This window comes from Floccifex sp., from assembly GCF_051873555.1.
GTDB lineage: Bacteria > Bacillota_I > Bacilli_A > Erysipelotrichales > Erysipelotrichaceae > Floccifex.
The window spans coordinates 1-3,567 of sequence record NZ_JBJEEY010000020.1; the positions used below are offsets into that span (position 1 = coordinate 1).

5 protein-coding genes are annotated in these 3,567 nt (G+C 30.3%); 2 read left to right on the plus strand and 3 right to left on the minus strand.

All coding sequences use genetic code 11. The features are described from left to right. Positions 1-263: 263 nt before the first annotated feature. The 3 genes from ACI32A_RS01315 to ACI32A_RS01325 form a co-directional block, all read right to left on the minus strand. Positions 264-1,598 carry a sensor histidine kinase gene (locus ACI32A_RS01315; protein ID WP_439753214.1) on the minus strand — a complete coding sequence of 445 codons (1,335 nt, stop codon included), beginning with the start codon at positions 1,596-1,598 and terminating at the stop codon, positions 264-266. Further along, on the minus strand, positions 1,598-2,305 hold the full coding sequence (locus tag ACI32A_RS01320; protein ID WP_439753215.1) for a LytR/AlgR family response regulator transcription factor: 708 nt from the start codon (positions 2,303-2,305) through the stop codon (positions 1,598-1,600). The genes ACI32A_RS01315 and ACI32A_RS01320 overlap by 1 nt, the downstream gene beginning before the upstream one ends. 147 nt (positions 2,306-2,452) lie before the next feature. After that, positions 2,453-2,782, minus strand: coding sequence for a helix-turn-helix domain-containing protein (locus ACI32A_RS01325; RefSeq protein WP_439753216.1), 330 nt, complete (start codon positions 2,780-2,782; stop codon positions 2,453-2,455). 285 nt (positions 2,783-3,067) lie between these two features. Between ACI32A_RS01325 and ACI32A_RS01330 the strand changes: the two genes are divergently transcribed. Continuing rightward, entirely contained in the window at positions 3,068-3,220 is a 153-nt protein-coding gene (locus tag ACI32A_RS01330) for a cyclic lactone autoinducer peptide (protein WP_439753217.1), read from the plus strand. Then, a partial coding sequence (locus tag ACI32A_RS01335) for an accessory gene regulator B family protein (protein WP_439753218.1) occupies positions 3,220-3,567 on the plus strand: 348 nt, incomplete at its 3' end. The genes ACI32A_RS01330 and ACI32A_RS01335, both read left to right, overlap by 1 nt.

The following is a 3,567-nucleotide window of genomic DNA, read 5'->3' on the forward strand; positions in this document are numbered from 1 at the left end:
GCAAAGTCAAGTATACCTGCTTTTCTGGCATTTGTCAATTAAAAATTCAGATGATAGTATATATTGGGGGGGGGTATCTGGTTACAGTTCAGCCGACCACTATCCAGCGAGGTGTTGACTTGCATTTGCAAGTCAATCCCGAGACATACGGGTGCCAGGATGCATTTCATGCATCCTGTGTGCATGCTTTTGTTGCTATGAAGCCTGAAGGGCTGAATAGTAACGTTATCTGACAGAAATTTTACTTTTGTTATTATATGCCGTCAATAAGTTGTAAAATTTTCTTTTTTAGCTTTTAAAGTAATAATGGTATGAAATGTTGTTGTCTCCTTTTCATAATACATTTTTATGCTGCCTTGATAATTTTTTACAATTCTTTGAATGCTTTTTAAACCATATCCATGTCGATGCTGGTTTTCTTTTTGGGTGGGTAAACGTGAAGTAACCTTATCAAAGGGATCTTGCCGACATGTATTGGTCATTGTAATTATTGTGTAAGGAATATTTACCTTTTGAGAAACATTGAGTTCTATAAAGGGATCAGCTGTTTTTTCAGATGCTTCTACAGCATTGTCTAACAGATTGCAAAACAGTGCAGTTAAATCATTGGAAAGCATAAAGTCAACTGTACTATGACGAACATCTGCCAGAAAATCGATATGCTTATCAGAACACAGTTTTTTATATTGTCCCAAAATAGAATTTAATATTTTGTGTTCACATAAATTGTGATTGTTCTGCAGGCTTGACGAATGAATCAAGTGATCAATGTATGCGGCAATTCTGTCGAAATCTTTATTTTCATTAAGTATAGCAATCGATTGTAAATGCTTTTTTATGTCATGAATGAGAATTTTTTGATTCTCAGTTTGCTGCAATAACATTTTATAATATTCGATTGAATCGTTTTCTTTTTGTAACAATAATTCCAATTCAGTACGTTCCTTATTTTCCTTTTGAATATAATAGTGTAATGAAAAAATAAATATATTAAGCCCAAGCATTAAGAAGGAACTGATGCACAGCATCCAGTCTATGGATAATAGGAAAGGTGTCTGTGTACTGACGGAAGTTATTGTCATAAGTACAAATAGTGTGGTTAACGGTATTAGTGACAGAAGCAGTGTTGATTTATTGTATGAGTTACAATTCTCTTTATCATTTCGAAACAAATGAGAAAGCAAGTATAGTATTAAAAAGTAAATGAATTTACTGAACACAGCAAGTAATATCACATTAAGAGCATATCCTGTAGCTGCATAAAAATCAGCTGTGTAGTGAGAAATCATGTTAAAGATAATTAGTTCACTGGCTGACATTGCGGTTGTTGATATTGCAGCATGAAAAAGTACCAATTGTATATTAGCATAGTACATCATAAATATGAAGAGGAAATTTATTAAAAAGAAGGTAGCTGCATTTAAGAAGTAACTATCAAGAAATGAAATGGCATAATTTATACCATACAAAAATAAAAGAAAGGGAAGCTCAATAAGTTTATTATATTTTGCATTGAAAAGTGTAGAGGTATATTGTAAAAGAATAAAAGCCTCAATAATATATATTATAAAATAGCACAAGTTTATTTCGAAAGACATTATCTGCTTCCCTCCAAATATAATAAATAATTTTCTTTAAACAAAGTAAATTTTCTTCTGGTTAAATATGCAGTAAACTGATTGTTATATAAATAAATCAAAGAGTGATTAAAATCCGTTACGTGTTCAAAATTGATAAGAAAACTTCGATGTGATTGAAAAAAAAGTTGTTTTGGGAGATGGTCCACCCAATACTGCATATTATGTACAGAGAAAAAATCTTTTGTAGTTGTATGAACGATTACCTTACGTCCCTGCGATTCAATAGAAATAATATCTGAAACATAGGAAGTATGGATACCGTCTTTTGTCTCAATTGGAATTTTTATATTGGTATCGTTATACAGTTTTAAAGCGTCTTTTATGTTGCGAAACAATCTCTTTTTGTCTAAAGGTTTTGATAAGTAACGGAATACATGAAATCGCATGGCTTCATCTAAGTATTCAATATAAGAAGTTACGATAATGATAATGAGATTAGGGTGCGTTTGTTTTAATTCATTTCCAACATAAATACCATTTAGTCCTGGCATTTCTACATCAAGAAAAAGAATATCTTTTTCTTCAGTATCAGCAAGTAATTCTTCCCCGCTGGAAAAGTGAGCAATAGCAGGTACTTTTAAAGAATTGCGTTCAAAGTATTCTAAAATAAATTTGTTTAATTGTGAAATTATTAAAGTATCATCATCACAAATGAGTATTCGCATTATTTTACCCTCTTTTGTTTTTGGTTTTAATTATACATAATAATAGACAAAATGAGAATACAATTTGCATGAAAAGACATTTGATGGTTGAATTTGGTCAAAAAAAGTATATACCGATTTGTGGTATATACTTAAGTTGTAATTGAATTATATAAAATTATTGCTGTTCCATTGAGAGTGATTACGTTTCACAAGTAACTCAATAATACTATTTGCTAATTTCAAATCGTCTTTACTGCATAGGCGCAATTTATCGTAAATCTCTAAAGGTATATTATTGATATGAATGCTTCCCAATAATAAATAATCTGGTGTTACTTTTAATACTTCACATAGTTTAATAAAATTATCCATGCTAGGTTTTGTTTTTGCATTTTCTATATTAGACATGTGGTTATTTGAAACATCAATTAGTTCAGCTAATTCAGTTTGGCTGATTTTTAATTCTTTACGGCGAAGTTTGATTCGCTGTCCCATGTCTATATAATATTGATTTATCAAGTTTCATCGCCCCTTTTAGATTATTTTAACAGGAGAAGGTAAACAATCGAATAATTTGATAAAGAATTATTCTGTGTAAATTGTAAAAAAGTTAAAAAATAATTGTAAAATTCTGTAAGAGATGGATTAATTAAGTGGAAAATTGAATATAAAACCAAAATCAAGTTGAATAAGACTTTTTATTCAAATTTAATGATTTTTTGAAAGAATTCTGTTAAGATAAAACCATGAACAATGGTAATAAATGAAAAGGAGGATGTCATGAAGAAAAATAGAATGGATAAGTCATTAGCCAAGAGTTTTGCCGCAGCATTAAATAATGTATTGAAGGTAGAAGCCAATTCAACTTCGTGTCTGATTGTTTATCAGCCCAAAGTTCCAAAAGAATTGTCCAAGTTCAGAACAAATAAATGATGGAAAGATTGGCATGTAAATTAATTACCTGGATGATTGATATGCAAGCAATTACAGAAGAGGATAGAGAACTTTATGAGTACGCTGCATATAGTTTTTTTATAACAATGGCACCATTGATGCTAGTAATTCTGTTTGGAAGTTTTATGGGATTTTTAGTGGAAAGCATAGTGTTTATCATTCCGTTTATGGCGATAAGAAAATTTAGTGGCGGGTATCATATGAAAAGCCCAATCACGTGTTTTGTAATATCATGTTTTCTGTTACTTTTTTGTATAATTTTGTCATATAATTTAATCTATGATAGAAAAGTGATAATCGTATTACTGATATCGTCAATAAGTTTG

Bases quoted from the DNA above. Each gene is read 5' to 3' on its own strand.
- ACI32A_RS01315 (WP_439753214.1), bottom strand. From the start codon at position 1,598: ATGTCTTTCGAAATAAACTTGTGCTATTTTATAATATATATTATTGAG.
- ACI32A_RS01330 (WP_439753217.1), top strand. From the start codon at position 3,068: ATGAAGAAAAATAGAATGGATAAGTCATTAGCCAAGAGTTTTGCCGCA.
- ACI32A_RS01320 (WP_439753215.1), bottom strand. From the start codon at position 2,305: ATGCGAATACTCATTTGTGATGATGATACTTTAATAATTTCACAATTA.
- ACI32A_RS01325 (WP_439753216.1), bottom strand. From the start codon at position 2,782: ATGGGACAGCGAATCAAACTTCGCCGTAAAGAATTAAAAATCAGCCAA.